Source organism: Dellaglioa sp. CoH-56-MRSF-12 (assembly GCF_056782075.1).
The window spans coordinates 63,696-81,146 of sequence record NZ_JBXAYD010000001.1 but is presented as its reverse complement, the minus strand read 5'-3'; the positions used below and the strand labels follow the sequence as shown (position 1 = coordinate 81,146).

Here is a 17,451-nt window from a genome sequence, read left to right as displayed (position 1 = left end):
AAGGGCCCACTCCACGCCCTAAAAGGACGTGGATAAAGCACCTTCACTACTTTATCTAATATTAAGTTCAATGCCAATAATATACTTTTTTTACCGACATTTGTCAACAAGTCTGTTTGATGATTCTAATTCACTAACCACGAATACCGCGATTTTCTAATTTATTAGTAATCACTTTTAATTCATTAACATAACCAAGATATTCTTCTTCAGTCATATCAAATGAAGTAAAACAATTCGACATTTGTTTCATAATTCTATGTTTACTTCTTTTAGCTTTTCCAGTCAATGAGACATTCACACGGCGTTCATCCTCAGGATCTCTAGTCCGAAGAATCCAATCATCCTTTTCCATACGTTTTAAAAGTGGTGTTAATGTTCCGTTATCTAGATGTAACTTCGCACCAAGTTCCTTCACCATAACAGGTGACGTTTCCCACAATGAAAGTAACGTAATATATTGCGGATACGTTAAGCTAAATTCCTTCAGTGATTCTGTATAAAATTTATTGTAATCTTTTTGTGCTGTGTAAATAGCAAAACATAGTTCATCTTCTAATTTTTCTGGATCATGTTTTAAAGCCATGGGTGGGGACTCCCTTCTATTACTGACTATTTTTTATTTTTAGGCGCTACAATTACTGAGCGCTTAGGTTCTGTTCCAATCGATGTTGTTTTGATTCGGTTATTTCGTGCTAAATAAAAATGAATTTGCTTACGTTCGTTAGCAGGCATCGGGTCTAATTGTACCGTCTCACCCGTTCTAATAACATCCTTGGCCACTTTAATTGCAAGGCGCTCAATCGTTTCTTCGCGACGTTTACGGTAGCCACCAACATCTAGAATAACATTCATTCTGCTAACTGCTTTTTGATTCATATTAACTTGTGCTAAATATTGCAAAGCATTTAAACTTTTACCGTGTTTACCAATTAATAATCCTTGTTTACTCGTATTAAAATCATATGTTACCTGACGGCGCTCAAATTGAACATTAATTTCTGTATCAATACCCATTAATTCTGTAATGTCGGCCAAATAATAACCAACATCATGAACTGCTTTTTCATTAAGTTGACTTCTAGCAGCTTTTTCTGCTGCTGTTAGAGGCTTTGATGTAACACTATCTTTTTTTTCATCAATAATTTTCTTGCTTACTGGTTTTTCTGTTATTTTTTTTTCAATTAATTCAACTTCTGCCTTTTTGCGGCCAAAAAATAAAAATCCAGACTTACCTTCATTGATTATTTTAATTTCAATCTGTGTTTTTTCAAGCTTTAATGCAGCCAAACCGTTACTCACAGCTTGATCAACATTTTTTCCAGTAAATATGGGCATGTTCATCCTCCAAATATAATTATCATCGTTATATTATAGCACTAATTGACCCCTTATCTATACCCTTTTTCAGAACGATTTTTTTGAAAAGTTCTTTCATTTGACAAAATCTATAGGACTCAGCCTATAATGAAAATACTAAATATAAAAACTCGGAGGATTAATTCTATGAATAAATTAACAGACACATATGAATTAGCAAATGGTGTCAAAATTCCTGTTGTTGGTTTTGGTACTTGGCAAACACCAAGTGGTGATGTTGCTAAAGCATCTGTAAAATCAGCATTAGCTTCTGGTTACATACATTTAGATACTGCTGAAATGTACCACAATGAAAGTAGTGTTGGAGAAGGTATTGCCGAAAGCGGTGTTGCTCGTGAAGATATCTTTTTAACAAGTAAATTAGCTAATACAGCTCATACGTACGATGAAACACAAACAGCATTTGCACGAACATTAAAAGATTTAGGTGTTGATTACCTTGATTTATTCTTGATTCACTGGCCAAATCCTGCTGCTTATCGTGAAGATAATTGGGAAAGTCATCTTCAAGAAACATGGCGTGCATTTGAAGATCTTTATAATGAAGGTAAAATTAAAGCCATTGGTGTTTCTAACTTCCGTCCTCGTCATTTTAAAATTTTGGAAGAAACACAAACAATTACACCAATGATTAATCAAATTAGATTAGCTCCTGGTGATACTCCCAAAGAGACAATTGATTATTGTCACAAGCATAATATTCAATTAGAAGCTTATAGCCCATTAGGAACTGGTGCTATCTTTACGGAACCAACAATGGTTAAAATTGCTAATCGTATTGGTCGCAGTGTTGCACAAGTTACCTTACGTTGGTCATTACAAAATGGATTCTTACCACTTCCCAAATCTGTTCATGCTGACAGAATTGAAGAAAATACTCATTTATTTGATTTTGAATTATCTGATGAAGACATGGCAGAAATCAACTCTCTAGATGGTGTTGTTGGTCATGCTCAAGATCCAGATACAGCAACTTTCTAAAATGTTTCACGTGAAACAAAAATGCGTAACCAGATATATTCTGGTTACGCATTTTTAGTTATCTATAGTTTGATGATGCATTTGGCATGACTATTGCACATATGATGTAAACAATAATACCAGGGAATGCTGCACTCAGGACACTTAAAAGAACGTACCCTATTCTTGTTAATGTTGGGTCCCAGTTAAAAAATTCAGCAATACCACCGACAACACCAGCAATAATTCTATTATTAGATTTTGTTAATTTTCTCAATTTTAATCCTCCTCTTGTTAACCTTTTATGTAATTATATCCAAAATAAAAAACCAAAGCCACTAAATGGACTTTGGTTTTCAAAAATTACTTTTTGTTACGGCCCTTATAAGCTTTCTTTTTCGCTTTTTTAATAGCCTGTACTTTTTCTTTTTCAAGACGTACTTTTTCTTCACGTTCACGTGTAATTTTAAATGGATTATTAATTAACAATGTTTGTCCAACTGAGAATGCATTGGTAATAACCCAATATAATGACAAGGCTGATGGTAAGTTAACAGCTGTCACAAGAATCATTATTGGTGTACCATAAACCATCATCGTTGACATTGAGTTTGCTTCAGGTTGGGACATAACACCCAACTTAGAAACAAAGTAAGTTAAGATTGCAGCAAAAATTGGTAAGATGAAGTACGGATCTTTATCACCAAGCTGTAACCATAAAAATTCACCCGTCTTCAAAACGTTCGTTCTCAAAATAGCTTGATAAAGAGCTAATAAAATCGGCATCTGTACTAATAATGGTAAACATCCAGCAACAGGATTAATGCCTGCTTCTGCATATAATTTCTGTTGTTCTTCACGTAATTTTTGAACAGTTGCAGCATCTTTACCAGAATGCTTAGCTTGAAGTGCCTTCAATTGAGGTTGAACTTCAGCTGTTTTACGCATACTTTTTGTTTGATAAATCATTAATGGTAATAAAATAACCCTAATGATTATGGTAAAGATGATAATACCAACACCATAGTTCCCACCAAATAATTTTGAAAGGAAAATAATAGCCCTAGAGAAACTGAGGATGATACCGCCATCCCAAATTCCTGTACTATTTTCCGTTATTGGTGTTGTACTACATCCCGCTAGGACTAACATTAACCCCAACATACTTAATAGGACTAAAAATCGCTTACTCTTCTTTTTCACAAGAATACCCTCGCTCACTTTATTAGTCTAAAATTTTAGCTATTTTTAAAACATGTGTTAATTGTTTCTTGGATTCCTCTTGCGACAACCAAGCAACAGATGGTCTAGCAATAACCAAAAAATCGCAATCTTGTTTAAGATCTGGTTTCAATTCTAACAACGATTGACGAATACGGCGTTTAACCCAATTACGAGCAACAGCATTCCCAATACGTTTTCCAACTGAAATTCCAACTCTAAAATGAGCTTGTTCTGGTTTTTCCATCATATATATAACATACTTTCGGTTCGCACAAGATTGACCTTTTTTAAAAACTGTTTGGAACTCTGCTTCTTTTTTAACGCGATATGATTTTCTCATGTAATATCTCCAGTTAAATAGATACTGTATCTTTGTAATAAAAAAAACCACTGAAATCAGTGGTCTATGCAGACAATACTTTTCTACCTTTACGGCGTCTACGTGCTAAGACGTTACGGCCGCCTTTTGTACTCATGCGTTTACGGAAACCATGCACGCGTTCACGGTGACGTTTTTTAGGTTGGTATGTTCTTTTCATAATTTAGGCACCTCCTTAAATACTTAATGTTTCAACTAATCGGTATCTTGATAAAAATAAGATACCAGTGACGTCAATTTCACTTACCGGAATATAATACCATACTTCTTTCTTCTATGAAAGAAAATTATTAGAATTCAATGTAATTTAGTTATCCACACTTTTTCGCTATTTATTTTTTAGTTGTGGATGAGTTGTGAAACACATCTTGTCGTCCACAACTCGGAACACACACTTTTTCACAATAAACAGCCTGTTAATAAGTTATACACACCCTTAACTAAAAACTGTTAATAACTAATGAAAATCCTTTAATAACATACTTTATTTCAATCACTCATTTGTGGATAACATGGCAAACAAAACTGGTTTATCTTTTTATGCCCACCCCTGTGGAAAACTTATTAATGACCCTGTTATTATTTTTTACACATTTTTTTAAACCTGTGGAAAACCCTTCTTTAAAATGCTAAACTGTAGTTACGATTTATTTAAACAAGGAGGCTTTTTGTGCTTACTCTCGAAAATTTATGGTCCTCACTGACTGATTATTTCAAAACGCAACTCAACCCTGTTAGTTACGAAACTTGGATTTCATCAGCTGAACCAAAACAATTTATTAATAACGACCTTATTATTGAGCTACCCTCCCAGCTACATAAAACTTACTGGATACAACATCTAGCACCAAAAGTTGTTGCGTTTCTTTACGAATCAACTGGTGAAGAAATCAATCCCGTTTTAAAAATAAAGGGTGAATTAACCGCGGGCGGCCAATCAAATATGGCAGTATCAAATAGTTCAAACTCTAATAACGATAATGTCCCTACCTTTATGCGTGATGCCAAATTAAACGATAGATATACCTTTAGTACCTTCGTTACTGGAAAAGGTAATCAGATGGCCCACGCTGCTGCTTTGGTTGTTTCTGAAGAACCTGGCCGCTTGTACAACCCGCTCTTTTTCTATGGTGGTGTTGGTTTGGGTAAAACCCATTTAATGCACGCAATTGGTCACCAAATGCTTCTAAACAATCCTGATGCAAAAGTAAAATACGTTACAAGTGAAGCATTTACTAACGGCTTCATTAACTCACTTCGAAATAATACGCCCGAAGATTTCCGAAAAGAATATCGTAGTGTTGATCTCTTACTGGTGGATGATATTCAATTTTTTGCCGATAAAGAATCAACACAAGAAGAATTTTTCCATACATTTAACTCTTTATATGATGATAAAAAACAAATTGTCTTATCATCTGATCGTTTACCAAACGAAATACCAAAATTACAAAAACGTCTTATATCTCGCTTTAAATGGGGTCTTTCAGTTGATATAACCCCTCCTGATTTAGAAACTAGAATTGCTATTTTAAGAAATAAATCTGATGCTGAAAATCTTGAAATACCAGATGATACATTAAGTTATATTGCTGGCCAAATCGATTCGAATATTCGTGAACTTGAAGGCGCTTTGGTTAGAGTACAAGCGTACGCGACCTTATCAAACTCAGAAATAACAACGAGTTTAGCCGCCGATGCCTTAAAAAACTTAAGTTTAAAAGATAAATCAAATGAAATTTCAATTGCTATTGTTCAAGATCGGGTTGCTAAATATTTCCACGTTACTGTGGGCGATTTAAAAGGAAAAAAACGTGTTAAAGCAATTGTTATGCCACGTCAAATTGCTATGTACTTAAGTCGCGAACTTACCGACAATTCCTTACCTAAGATTGGATCTGAATTTGGTGGTAAGGATCATACAACGGTTATTCATGCTCACGAAAAAATTGCTGTAATGTTAGAAACTGATGACAAACTTCAGCGTCAAATTTCAGATCTTAAGAGTGAACTTAACCAATAATAGTTGTGGGCAATTGTGGATAAGGCGGCTTGTTTACTCACAGGTTATCCACATGTGAATTCTTTTATTTACATGGTCCCAACGTATTTCTTAACATGATTAACAGGCCCTACTACTGCTTCTATTCTTTTATTACTTAATTAATAACTAAACTTACCGGAGGATTTACTATGGAATTTACAATTAATCGATCAGCATTCATTAAACAATTAACAGATGTTCAAAGAGCTATTTCTTCAAAAACAACAATTCCTATATTAACGGGTATCAAAGTTGTCTTAACTGCTTCTGGTTTACTTTTAACAGGTAGTGATGCAGATGTTTCTATTGAAACTTTTTTATCTGTTGAAGATGAATCTAATAACTTAACAATTGAATCAACTGGTGAAATTGTGCTACCTGCACGATTCTTTAGCGAAATTGTTAAAAAATTACCGCAAGATACTTTTTCATTAACAGTGACTGATGGTTATCAAACTGAGATTACTTCTGGATCAGCCTCATTCAATATTAATGGGTTAGATGCAAATAACTATCCTCACTTACCAGAAATTGATACTGATGATAATTTAATTTTTTCGGGATCAATCTTAAAACAAATTATTAGCCAAACTGTTATTGCCGTTTCTAACCAAGAAAGTCGCCCTATTTTAACTGGTGTTCACTTTGTCATTGAAAATGGTGAGTTTTTAGCAGTCGCAACAGATAGTCATCGTTTGAGCCAACGTAAAATTACATTGGAAGGCGCAAACGATGCAAAATATGATGTTATTATTCCTGGTAAATCTTTAGTAGAATTATCACGAATGATTGACGATTCTAATCCAGATATTGAAATGCGTATTTCAGAAAACCAAGTACTCTTTATTCTTGGAAATACCTCATTTTATTCACGTTTATTAGAAGGAAATTATCCTGATACAACTCGTCTAATTCCTAAAGAATCAGCTACAGACATTGAGTTTAATGCGCCTAAATTATTATCAGCAATTGAACGTGCGTCATTACTATCACATGAAAGCCGTAATAACGTTGTTAAACTAGCGATTAATACGGCAGAACAAAAAGTTGTCATTTATAGTAACTCGCCTGATGTTGGTAATGTTGAGGAAGCATTAGAATTTAGCAATTTATCAGGAAATGATCTTGAAATTTCATTTAATCCAGACTATATGAAAGATGCTTTAAGATCATTTGGACAAACTGAAATTAAAGTTGCGTTTACACAACCATTACGACCATTTACCTTAGTCCCAACTGAAGATACAACGCAATTTATTCAATTAATTACACCAGTTCGAACATTCTAATTAATTGTTCGTGTATGAATAACTAATAAAAATAGAGTAAAAGCAGCCAATAAAACTGTTTTTACTCTATTTTTTTAGGTAAATTATATTAAAAGTGAGAAATGAATTTTATGGTTTGATTTTGACTAAAAAAATAAGGCAATAGTGAATTGTAGTCATTTAATTAAAAATATAGCCTTTTAAGTAATTTTAGAGTAAAAAGACTAATTAAAACTTAAATCGCTTAAATCGGCTTAAAATGAGATGTGAAATTGTAATTTTGCGAAAAAAAAGGTATAATAGAAAAGGAAGAAAATGGAGGTTGACGACAATTGAAATCAGATATTTATTTAGAAACACCTTACATGATGCTACAACAAGTTTTGAAATCAGAAACAATTATTAATTCTGGTGGCGAAGCAAAATGGTTTTTACGTGAAAATGAAGTCCTTGTAAATGGTGAATTAGAAGACCGACGTGGACGTAAATTATACCCTGGCGATGTTATTGAAGTTCCAGGTATTGCAATTATTACGATGCATTCAATGGACGAAAAGTAGGCTTATCAATGTATCTAGAAAATTTAACCTTGAGGGATTATCGTAACTATGAAGATTTAAATATCTCATTTTCACCAGCAATCAATATATTACTTGGTGAAAATGCTCAGGGTAAAACGAATTTATTGGAAGCAATTTATGTGTTATCAATGACTCGAAGTCATAGAACGAATAATGATAAAGAGTTGATTAAGTGGGATAAGACAGCTGCGATAATCCAAGGTCGGGTGAATAAGCAAGTAGGGTCATTGCCACTCGAGATTCAAATTAATTCTAAAGGTAAAAAAGCTAAAGTTAATCATCTTGAACAGGCCAAATTGTCACAGTACATTGGACAGTTCAATGTGATTTTGTTTGCACCAGAGGATTTAGCCCTTGTAAAGGGTGCCCCATCAGTAAGAAGAAGATTTGTTGATATGGAATTTGGCCAAATTAATGCACGTTATTTATATAATTTAGGTCAATACCGAACTATTTTGAAACAGCGTAATCAATATCTAAAACAGTTACAGCATAAAAAAGACCAAGATTTAGTTTTTTTAGATGTATTATCTGATCAATTAGCTGCTTTTGGCGCAGAAATTGTACATCAACGCTTAATATTTCTTAAACAACTTGAATTCTGGGCTAACCAATTACAAGAAGAGATTACACAGTCCGCTGAAACGTTAACATTTGAGTATGCCACTCATTTGGAAAACGCGTCAGAAAAAACGATTGAACAGTTGTATACGCAATTACAAAATGATTTAAAAAAATCAATAAAAAAAGAAATATTTCAAGGGACAACCTTAGCTGGGCCACATCGTGATGATGTGCGTTTTTTAATTAACGGCAAAAACGTTCAAACATATGGATCTCAAGGACAACAAAGAACAACAGCATTATCAGTCAAATTAGCCGAAATTGAGTTAATGAAAGAGGAAACTGGGGAATATCCAGTCCTTCTTTTGGATGATGTTCTTTCTGAATTGGATGATATGCGTCAAACACATCTTTTGAAGACGATTCAAAATAAGGTTCAAACATTTTTAACAACACCAAACTTAAGTGGTATTGCTAGATCGTTAATTAATGAACCTAAGATTTTTCATATTAATCAAGGTAACTTACTCGAAGAGGAGGAACATATAGTTGACTGATCAAGAGAAACAAGCTGAAATAGCAGAAGAATTACATGAAGAAAAAGCAAAAGAATATGATGCGAGCCAAATTCAAGTTTTAGAAGGACTTGAAGCTGTTAGAAAACGTCCCGGTATGTATATTGGAACAACGGCTTCACAAGGTCTTCATCACTTAGTTTGGGAAATTATTGATAATGGTATCGATGAAGCATTGGCTGGTTTTGCCGATGAAATTAATGTTGTTGTCGAAAAAGACAACAGTATAACAGTTCGTGATAATGGACGTGGTATCCCTGTTGATATCCAAGCAAAAACAGGCCGTCCAGCGCTTGAAACCGTTTTTACAATTTTACATGCTGGGGGTAAATTTGGCGGTGGTGGTTATAAAGTTTCTGGTGGACTTCATGGAGTTGGTGCTTCAGTTGTTAATGCATTATCAACTGAGCTAGATGTTCAGGTTATTCGTGAAGGTAAAGTCTACGGTATGGACTTTGCTCGCGGTAAAGTTAAAACAGAGATGTCAGTTGTAGGTGAAGCACCTGAAAATGAACATGCAACGATTGTTCATTTTGTACCGGATTCTGATATTTTTACGGAAACAACTGTCTATGATATTAAAGTATTAACAACGCGAATTCGTGAATTAGCATTCTTGAATAAAGGCCTTAAAATTACGATTGATGATAAACGTGATGGTGGACCCGGATTACAAGAATTCCATTATGCCGGTGGTATTAAGCATTATGTTGAATACTTAAATAAAAATAAAGATGTTATTTTCCCAGAACCTATCTATGTTGAAGGTGAACAAAAAGGGATTATTGTTGAAGTTGCCCTCCAATATACAGATGATTATCATAGTAATTTATTAACTTTCACAAATAATATTCATACTTATGAGGGTGGTACTCATGAATCTGGTTTTAAGACAGCCTTAACCCGGGTTATAAATGATTACGCTCGTAAAAATAATCTTATGAAAGAAAATGATGCTAATCTTTCTGGTGAAGATGTTCGTGAAGGATTGACGGCTGTTGTCAGTATTAAACATCCAGATCCTCAATTTGAAGGTCAAACAAAAACAAAATTAGGTAATTCAGATGCGCGTACGGTTACTGATCGTACTTTCTCTGAACATTTTACTAAGTTTTTAATGGAAAATCCTAAAGAAGCTAAAATTATTGTAGAAAAAGGCTTATTAGCTGCTAGAGCTCGAGTAGCTGCTAAACATGCTCGTGAAGTAACACGTAAAAAAAGTGGGCTTGAAATCAGTAACTTACCCGGTAAGTTAGCTGATAATACAAGTAAAGATCCTGCAATTAGTGAATTATTTATCGTCGAAGGTGATTCAGCCGGCGGTTCAGCTAAACAGGGTCGTTCACGGTTAACACAAGCTATCTTACCGATTCGTGGTAAGATTTTGAATGTTGAAAAAGCAAGTTTAGATAAAATTTTAGCCAATGAAGAAATTCGTTCATTATTTACAGCTATGGGAACAGGTTTTGGTGGCGAATTTAATGTTGAAAAAGCTAATTATCATAAATTAATTATTATGACTGATGCTGATGTCGATGGTGCCCATATTAGAACGTTATTATTAACACTGTTCTATCGTTACATGCGTCCACTTGTTGAAGCAGGATTCGTGTATATTGCGCAACCACCTTTATATCAAATTAGACAAGGTAAGATGATTCGTTATGTCGATACTGAAGAAGAATTAGAAGAAATTCAAGGGCAATTGGCACCAACACCAAAACCCGTTATTCAACGATATAAAGGTCTTGGAGAAATGGATGCTTCTCAATTGTGGGAAACAACTATGGATCCAGATGCTCGTCGTTTATTACGTGTTAACGTCGACGATGCCATTGAAGCTAATGATGTCTTTAATATGTTAATGGGTGATCGTGTAGAACCTAGACGTGAATTTATTGAAAAAAATGCCACTTACGTAGAAAACTTAGATATTTAAAAACTTAGTCGTAAAGGAGGTTGAAAATTTTGGCAGAAGAATTACCAGCTACAAGCCGGATAAAAGATGTTAATCTTTCCGGAGAAATGAAAAAATCATTCTTGGATTATGCTATGAGCGTTATTGTTGCTCGTGCACTTCCTGATGTTCGAGATGGGTTGAAACCTGTCCATCGTCGTATTTTATACGGGATGAGTGAATTAGGGATTACGCCTGATAAACCATACAAAAAATCAGCTAGAATTGTTGGGGATGTTATGGGTAAGTACCATCCTCATGGTGATTCATCGATTTATGAAGCGATGGTTCGTATGGCCCAAGACTTTAGTTACCGTTACATGTTAGTTGATGGGCATGGTAACTTTGGTTCTGTCGATGGTGATGGCGCTGCTGCTATGCGTTATACTGAAGCTAGAATGAGTAAAATAGCTGTTGAAATGATGCGTGATATCAATAAAGATACCATTGATTTCATGGATAATTACGATGGCAGTGAACATGAACCAGTTGTTTTACCTGCGCGTTTTCCTAACTTATTAGTTAATGGTGCAACAGGTATTGCCGTTGGTATGACAACGAATATTCCGCCACATAATTTGTCAGAAGTTATTTCTGGATTACATATTTTGATGGATAATCCTGATGCAACTGTGGCTGATTTGATGGAGGCTATCCCTGGTCCTGATTTTCCAACTGGGGCTACTGTTCTAGGTAAATCTGGTATTCGTAAAGCTTACGAAACAGGTAAGGGAACAATAACAATTCGTTCAAAAGTTGAAATTGAAGAACAAAAGAATGGTAAAGAACGTATTATCGTTGATGAACTTCCTTACATGGTTAATAAAGCACGTTTAATTGAACGTATTGCTGATTTAGCTCGTGATAAAAAAATTGAAGGTATCACTGATATTAATGATGAGTCTGATCGTGAAGGATTACGAATTGTGATCGATATTCGTCGTGATATGAGTGCTTCAGTTGTGTTGAATAACCTTTATAAATTAACGTTATTACAAACATCTTTCAGTTTTAATATGCTAGCAATCGTTAATGGTATTCCAAAAGTTCTAAGTTTAAAGGAAATGCTTGTTTATTACCTTGAACATCAAGAAAAAGTTATCCGTCGTCGTACGCAATTTGAATTGAAAAAGGCACGTGCTCGCGCACATATCCTTGAAGGTTTAAGAATTGCACTCGATCATATTGATGAAATTATTAGAATTATCCGTAGCTCAAATACGGGTGAACTTGCTAAAAATCAATTGATGGGTAATTATGGTTTATCAGATAAACAAGCTCAAGCTATTTTAGATATGCGATTAGTTCGTTTAACTGGTTTAGAACGTGAAAAAATTGAAGAAGAATATCAAAATTTAATGGCATCAATCGCTGATTTTGAAGATATTTTGGCTCATGACTCACGTATTCATGATATTATTTATCAAGAATTGTTAGATTTACAAGCTAAATTTGGTGATGAACGTCGTACTGAATTATTAATTGGCGAAGTATTGAATCTTGAAGATGAAGATTTGATTGAAGAAGAAGAAGTTATGATTACATTAACGCATAACGGTTATGTAAAACGTCTTGCAACTGATGAATTCAAAGCACAAAACCGTGGTGGCCGTGGCGTTCAAGGTATGGGTGTTCATGATGATGACTTTATTGAACATCTTGTGTCGACATCAACGCATGATACCCTACTATTCTTCACGAATGCTGGTAAAGTGTACCGTATGAAGGGGTATGAAATTCCTGAATATGGACGCACAGCTAAAGGAATTCCTGTCATTAATCTTTTAGGGGTTAATTCTGGTGAGAAAATCCAAGCTGTTATCAACGTAAGCAAGCAAGAAAATGATGAACGTTATCTTTTCTTTACGACGCTTAACGGAACAGTTAAGAGAACACCGGTGTCAGAATTTTCTAACATACGAAATAATGGTTTAAAAGCGATTAAATTGCATGATGAAGATGAATTAATTAACGTTGCTATCACAGATGGCACGCAGAATATGATTATTGGAACGCATCGAGGTTACGCAGTATCATTTGCTGAAAATGATGTTCGTTCAATGGGTCGTTCTGCTTCTGGTGTTCGTGGTATTCGGTTAAGAGAAGATGATTACGTTGTAGGAGCTGATTTATTAGCTGCTGATAGTCACGTATTTATCATTTCTGAAAAAGGATACGGTAAGCAAACACCCGCTTCGGCTTATGCAATTAAAGGCCGTGGTGGAAAAGGAATTAAGACAGCTAACATTTCTGAAAAGAATGGACCAATTGCTGGGTTAGCAACCGTTCAAGGTGATGAAGATATCATGTTAATTACGGATCAAGGTGTTATGATTCGCTTTAATGTGAAGAACGTGTCAAAAACGGGCCGTGCTACTTTAGGAGTTCATTTAATTCGAATTGATGAGAATGCTAAAGTTGCAACAATGGCAAAAGTTGAAGCTACTCCTGAAGAAACAACTACTATTTTAGATGCAGTTGTATCAGACGTTGAAAGTGAAACAAATGACTTAGAATAAACTAAATTAAAAAAATAAAATAAAATCCTAATTAACGGCGTACTTAATAAGTGTGTAGTTAATTAGGATTTTCTTGCTTTAAGTGAATGGCAGTGATATAATTTTAGTTCGTAAGTGTCTATGGCATTAAATAGATAACTTTCCTTGTTCTTGCCACGAGGTAAGGACCTAAAGTCCATAAGGAGGTGTAAACAGTCATGAGTAAATATGAAATTACTTATATCATCCGTACCGATCTTGATGAAGCAGCTAAAGCAGCTTTGATCGAACGTTTCGATGGTATTTTAACAAGTAATGGTGCAGAAATCGTTACTTCAAAAGACTGGTCAAAACGTCGTCTTGCATACGAAATCAGCGGTTATAATGAAGGTATCTACCATATCATTAATGCTACAGCCGATGACGATATCGCAATTAACGAATTTGATCGTCTTTCAAAGATTAATGAAGGAATCTTGCGTCATATGATCATTAACAGAGATGAAAAATAATTCATTTTAATAAAATAACGGAGAGGAGCAATACATTATGATTAATAGAACAGTACTTGTCGGACGTTTAACAAGAGACCCTGATTTACGCTACACAGCTAGTGGTGCTGCAGTTGCAACTTTTACAGTTGCAGTTAATCGACAATTCACGAACGCTTCTGGCGAACGTGAAGCCGATTTTATTAACTGTGTTATCTGGCGAAAAGCAGCCGAGAACTTCGCTAACTTTACGCATAAAGGTTCTTTAATTGGTGTCGATGGACGAATTCAAACGCGTTCATATGATAATCAACAAGGAACTCGCGTGTATGTTACTGAAGTTGTCGTAGAAAACTTTTCGTTGCTTGAATCAAAATCTCAATCAAGCCAACAACAAGGTAACGCTAATAATCAAAGCAGCGCTCCTCAATCAAGTTCATCATCAAATAACAATGCTAACCCATTTGGTGGCGCAAGTTCGAATAATAATTCAAACACAACGCAATCTAATGATTCAGCAACAGTTGATCCATTTGCAAATAATGGCCAACAAATTGATATTTCTGATGACGACCTACCATTCTAATTAGAGGAGGAAACTCACATGGCACAACAACAACAACGTAGAGGTGGTGGCGGTGGCGCACGTCGTCGACGTAAAGTTGACTTCATCGCAGCTAACCACATCGATTATATCGATTATAAAGATACAGACTTGTTAAAACGTTTCATTTCAGAACGTGGTAAGATTTTACCTCGTCGTGTTACGGGAACAAGCGCTAAAAACCAACGCAGTTTAACAATTGCAATTAAACGCTCACGTATTATGGGCTTATTACCATTCGTTTCAGAAGAATAGTAATATCTAGGGAAGACTATGCAAATAGTCTTCCCTTTTTTTGTACTATCAGCAAGATTTGTGCAGGTAAATGGGGAATGTGATAAAATAGATAACATCTAGGATTTACAGATGAGGAGATACTATGAAAAAGTTCCTTTCAAACGAGAAACTTCCCAGTTTTTTGAAGAATGAACGCTTAAGATGGATTGCGATTTTTATCGTAATTATGTCTTTATTTAGTGTTGTTCTGTCTTTTACAGTTAATTTATTTTTAGGACTTATATTGTTAATTATTGCGTTGGGTGCTACCAGCGCAAGTATGTATATTATGTCCCAAATTACGGCAAATACTAATGAATATATATCGGAATTATCATATCGTATTAAACGTAGTGAACAAGAAGCGCTTATCAAAATGCCAATTGGTATTTTGATTTTTAACGAACAAAATGAGATTGAGTGGGTTAATCCATACTTACAACCTTATTTTGAAAAAAATGATATTTTAGGTAAGAAAATAGAGAGCGTCGATGAATCGTTATCGACGATTATTACAGATAACGCTGAGACTAAAGGCTTGGTGAAAGTAACATGGCATGAAAAAGATTTTGAAATGATCATACAAAATGATATTCATGTTGCTTACCTGATGGATATTACGCGTTATTCATCAATTGAAAAAGAATTTGAAGCAGAGCGCGTTGTTATCGGTCAAGTGTTCTTAGATAATTATGATGAAGTAACGCAATCTATGTCAGATAAGAATGTTTCTAATTTAAGTAACTTTGTCACAAATGAGTTATCTAATTGGGCGCGTCGTTATGGGATGTATTTAAAAAGAACGGATTCAGATCGATTTTTTATTTTAGTTCATGCCCATTCTTTACAACAAATTGAAGAAGAAAAATTTAAAATTTTAGATCGAATTCGCGATCGGACATCCAAACAAAACTTTCCGCTCACATTGAGCATGGGAATTGCCTATGGCGATGGCGATTTGAATTCACTTGCAAAATTAGCTCAAAGCAATTTAGATCTTGCTTTAGGTCGAGGTGGGGATCAAGTTGTCGTTAAATCACCTGAAGAGCAAGCAAGATTTTATGGTGGTAAAACTAATCCGATGGAAAAACGGACTCGGGTTCGTGCTAGAATGATTTCTCAAGCGTTACAAGAAATAATGAAACCAATGGACCAAGTCTTCGTTATGGGACATCAGAGCCCAGATATGGACTCTGTAGGAGCTTGTTTGGGCATTAGACGAATCGCTTTGATGAATAATATGAAATGTTGGATTGTTTTAGATCAAACCGCTATTCATTCAGATGTACAACGATTGATGGAAGAGTTAGATCAATATCCTGATATCAAATATAATATTATTACACCTGAAGAAGCAGTAGAAAAAGCAACAGAACAGAGTTTACTGGTGATGGTTGATCATTCTAAACCCTCTATTTCTGGTAGTCCTGAATTGTATGAAAAACTTAAAAATCGTCTGATGGTTATTGATCATCATCGTCGTGGAGAAGAATTCCCTGAAAATCCAATGTTAGTTTATATTGAACCTTATGCATCATCAACCTGTGAACTGATTACTGAAATGTTTGAATATCAATCAAAAGATAGTGAACCAATTAATAAAATTGAAGCAACTGCGATGTTAACGGGAATTATTATTGATACGAAGTCGTTTTCATTAAGGACGGGTACACGAACATTTGATGCAGCCAGTTATTTAAGGTCCGTTGGGGCTGATTCAACAATGGTTCAAAACTTTATGAAAGAAAATGTTGATAGTTACTTGAAGCGTAATCATTTAATTGATAAAGTAGAGTTCATTAATACTGATTTAGCATTATGTGTGGGTGAAGATGATACGATTTATGACCCAGTTACAGCAGCACAGGCAGCAGATTCATTATTATCTATTTCAAGTGTATCAGCGTCATTTGTTGTCACAAAACGATCAGAAAATCGTGTTAGTATCTCTGCTAGAAGTACAGGGACGACTAATGTTCAAGTTGTTATGGAACAAATGGGCGGCGGCGGTCACTTATCAAATGCTGCGACTCAGTTAACTGGTGTGAGTGTAAGTGAAGCTGCAGAACAATTAGTTAATATTTTAACGACAAAAAAAGATGAAATTAAGGAGTAGTTGATTATGAAAGTTATATTTTTAGAAGATGTTCGCGGAAAAGGTAAACGTGGAGAAATTAAAGAAGTACCAAGCGGCTATGCTCAAAATTTTTTAATTAAAAATGGTAAAGCAAAATTAGCTACAAATTCAGCAATGAGTTCTTTAAAGGGACAACAAAAAGCTGAAGAAAAAAAAGCTGAAGAAATTTTAAAAGAAGCTAAAGATGAAAAAATCGTTTTAGAAGATGATAAGACAGTTGTTGAATTAACAGCTAAAGCGGGCGAAGATGGCCGTTTATTTGGCTCAATTCCTAGCAAGCAAATTGTACAAGCTATGGAAAAACAATACGGAATTAAAATCGACAAACGTAAAGTTGAACTACCAGAACCAATTCGTGCCTTAGGATTCACGAATGTACCTGTTAAGTTACATGTTGATGTAACAGCAATGATTCGTGTTCATGTTTCGGCTAATAACTAAAGTAGTATTTATTTGAAAAGCTGGCAAAATTTGATTTTGTCCAGCTTTTTTCTTGATTTTAGAAGTAAGGAG

The 17,451-nt window shown here is 34.8% G+C and carries 18 protein-coding genes; 12 read left to right on the top strand and 6 right to left on the bottom strand.

Going from position 1 to position 17,451, the window contains the following annotated elements; all coding sequences use genetic code 11:
* Nucleotides 1-133: 133 nt before the first annotated feature.
* Both AC1RPY_RS00395 and jag read right to left on the bottom strand, forming a co-directional pair.
* Nucleotides 134-586, bottom strand: coding sequence for a MarR family winged helix-turn-helix transcriptional regulator (locus tag AC1RPY_RS00395; protein WP_481761080.1), 453 nt, complete (start codon nucleotides 584-586; stop codon nucleotides 134-136).
* Between the two features lie 26 nt (nucleotides 587-612).
* The gene (gene jag, locus AC1RPY_RS00390) at nucleotides 613-1,344 is read right to left on the bottom strand and encodes an RNA-binding cell elongation regulator Jag/EloR (RefSeq protein ID WP_481762399.1); all 732 of its coding nucleotides are present in this window, start codon (nucleotides 1,342-1,344) and stop codon (nucleotides 613-615) included.
* A gap of 162 nt (nucleotides 1,345-1,506) precedes the next feature.
* On the opposite strand from jag, the gene AC1RPY_RS00385 reads away from it, so the two are divergent.
* The gene (locus AC1RPY_RS00385) at nucleotides 1,507-2,361 is read left to right on the top strand and encodes an aldo/keto reductase (protein ID WP_481761083.1); all 855 of its coding nucleotides are present in this window, start codon (nucleotides 1,507-1,509) and stop codon (nucleotides 2,359-2,361) included.
* Nucleotides 2,362-2,419: 58 nt separating this feature from the next.
* On the opposite strand, the gene AC1RPY_RS00380 is transcribed toward AC1RPY_RS00385, so the two are convergent.
* The 4 genes from AC1RPY_RS00380 to rpmH all read right to left on the bottom strand — a co-directional run bounded on the left by AC1RPY_RS00380 (nucleotide 2,420) and on the right by rpmH (nucleotide 4,103).
* On the bottom strand, nucleotides 2,420-2,617 hold the full coding sequence (locus tag AC1RPY_RS00380; RefSeq protein ID WP_409021843.1) for a PspC domain-containing protein: 198 nt from the start codon (nucleotides 2,615-2,617) through the stop codon (nucleotides 2,420-2,422).
* Between the two features lie 86 nt (nucleotides 2,618-2,703).
* Nucleotides 2,704-3,543 (bottom strand): membrane protein insertase YidC, encoded by an 840-nt coding sequence (gene yidC, locus AC1RPY_RS00375; protein ID WP_481761084.1) that lies wholly within the window; start codon nucleotides 3,541-3,543, stop codon nucleotides 2,704-2,706.
* A gap of 22 nt (nucleotides 3,544-3,565) precedes the next feature.
* A complete protein-coding gene (rnpA, locus tag AC1RPY_RS00370; protein WP_409021846.1) occupies nucleotides 3,566-3,904 on the bottom strand; it encodes a ribonuclease P protein component in 339 nt (112 codons plus the stop codon).
* A 64-nt stretch (nucleotides 3,905-3,968) separates the two neighbouring features.
* The gene (rpmH, locus tag AC1RPY_RS00365; protein WP_057974157.1) at nucleotides 3,969-4,103 is read right to left on the bottom strand and encodes a 50S ribosomal protein L34; all 135 of its coding nucleotides are present in this window, start codon (nucleotides 4,101-4,103) and stop codon (nucleotides 3,969-3,971) included.
* A gap of 510 nt (nucleotides 4,104-4,613) precedes the next feature.
* On the opposite strand from rpmH, the gene dnaA reads away from it, so the two are divergent.
* The 11 genes from dnaA to rplI all read left to right on the top strand — a co-directional run bounded on the left by dnaA (nucleotide 4,614) and on the right by rplI (nucleotide 17,379).
* Nucleotides 4,614-5,966 (top strand): chromosomal replication initiator protein DnaA, encoded by a 1,353-nt coding sequence (gene dnaA, locus AC1RPY_RS00360; protein WP_481761085.1) that lies wholly within the window; start codon nucleotides 4,614-4,616, stop codon nucleotides 5,964-5,966.
* A gap of 170 nt (nucleotides 5,967-6,136) precedes the next feature.
* A complete protein-coding gene (dnaN, locus tag AC1RPY_RS00355; RefSeq protein ID WP_481761086.1) occupies nucleotides 6,137-7,276 on the top strand; it encodes a DNA polymerase III subunit beta in 1,140 nt (379 codons plus the stop codon).
* Nucleotides 7,277-7,587: 311 nt separating this feature from the next.
* Entirely contained in the window at nucleotides 7,588-7,815 is a 228-nt protein-coding gene (gene yaaA / locus AC1RPY_RS00350) for a S4 domain-containing protein YaaA (RefSeq protein ID WP_057974154.1), read from the top strand.
* Nucleotides 7,816-7,823: 8 nt separating this feature from the next.
* Nucleotides 7,824-8,957 (top strand): DNA replication/repair protein RecF, encoded by a 1,134-nt coding sequence (recF, locus tag AC1RPY_RS00345; protein ID WP_409021849.1) that lies wholly within the window; start codon nucleotides 7,824-7,826, stop codon nucleotides 8,955-8,957.
* Between the two features lie 19 nt (nucleotides 8,958-8,976).
* The gene (gyrB, locus tag AC1RPY_RS00340) at nucleotides 8,977-10,914 is read left to right on the top strand and encodes a DNA topoisomerase (ATP-hydrolyzing) subunit B (RefSeq protein ID WP_481761146.1); all 1,938 of its coding nucleotides are present in this window, start codon (nucleotides 8,977-8,979) and stop codon (nucleotides 10,912-10,914) included.
* A gap of 86 nt (nucleotides 10,915-11,000) precedes the next feature.
* A complete protein-coding gene (gene gyrA / locus AC1RPY_RS00335) occupies nucleotides 11,001-13,451 on the top strand; it encodes a DNA gyrase subunit A (protein WP_481761147.1) in 2,451 nt (816 codons plus the stop codon).
* A gap of 197 nt (nucleotides 13,452-13,648) precedes the next feature.
* Nucleotides 13,649-13,942 carry a 30S ribosomal protein S6 gene (gene rpsF, locus AC1RPY_RS00330; protein WP_409021850.1) on the top strand — a complete coding sequence of 98 codons (294 nt, stop codon included), beginning with the start codon at nucleotides 13,649-13,651 and terminating at the stop codon, nucleotides 13,940-13,942.
* Nucleotides 13,943-13,979: 37 nt separating this feature from the next.
* Entirely contained in the window at nucleotides 13,980-14,507 is a 528-nt protein-coding gene (ssb, locus tag AC1RPY_RS00325; RefSeq protein WP_409021851.1) for a single-stranded DNA-binding protein, read from the top strand.
* 18 nt (nucleotides 14,508-14,525) lie between these two features.
* Complete coding sequence (rpsR, locus tag AC1RPY_RS00320) at nucleotides 14,526-14,780, top strand: 30S ribosomal protein S18 (protein ID WP_057974148.1); 255 nt, start codon at nucleotides 14,526-14,528, stop codon at nucleotides 14,778-14,780.
* A gap of 124 nt (nucleotides 14,781-14,904) precedes the next feature.
* Nucleotides 14,905-16,917: a DHH family phosphoesterase gene (locus AC1RPY_RS00315; protein ID WP_481761087.1), complete on the top strand. Its 2,013-nt coding sequence runs from the start codon at nucleotides 14,905-14,907 to the stop codon at nucleotides 16,915-16,917.
* A gap of 6 nt (nucleotides 16,918-16,923) precedes the next feature.
* On the top strand, nucleotides 16,924-17,379 hold the full coding sequence (gene rplI / locus AC1RPY_RS00310; protein ID WP_481761088.1) for a 50S ribosomal protein L9: 456 nt from the start codon (nucleotides 16,924-16,926) through the stop codon (nucleotides 17,377-17,379).
* The last annotated feature ends 72 nt before the right edge of the window (nucleotides 17,380-17,451 follow it).